Genomic DNA, 462 nt, shown 5'->3' with positions numbered 1-462 from the left:
AGGAACGCCTGGGCGCGATCAACGGGGCATCGGATCGTCGCCCGAGCGCCGTGCCGCCAGCAGCGCATCCGCCCACTGCTGCCACACCGCCGGATCGCTGACCCCGGCAAACGCGCCGGCGCGCCGCTGCGCCGCCATCCAGTCGTCCTTGTCGGCGATGGCACGGGCCATCAGCGGCTCGAAGCCTGCCTCGGCCACGGTGCGGGCGACTTCGCGCATCTCCTCCGCGCGACGCTGACCGTGCTGCGCCACCCGGCTGTAAAAATAGGCCGCCTGCGCCGGCCAGTCGATGCCCGGAAACGTCTCTTGCAGCGTGGCGATCATCGCCTGCTCCACCCCGTAGTGGCGGGCCGCGGTGAAGCTCTCGATGACCAGGGCCTCCAGCCCTTTGATCATGACGCTGCGGCACATCTTGGTGGCCGACGCCACGCCCAGGCGGTCGGACGCCACCTGCACCTGCAT

At 70.6% G+C, this 462-nt stretch carries 1 protein-coding gene; it reads right to left on the bottom strand.

The window, feature by feature from the left end:
* Positions 1 to 18: 18 nt before the first annotated feature.
* A partial coding sequence (locus J5M56_RS25125; RefSeq protein WP_207938076.1) for a DUF1932 domain-containing protein occupies positions 19 to 462 on the bottom strand: 444 nt, incomplete at its 5' end.

It is taken from the genome of Pseudomonas sp. 51_B, from assembly GCF_017491595.1.
GTDB lineage: Bacteria > Pseudomonadota > Gammaproteobacteria > Pseudomonadales > Pseudomonadaceae > Aquipseudomonas > Aquipseudomonas promysalinigenes.
This window is presented reverse-complemented; position numbering and strand designations above follow the sequence as displayed.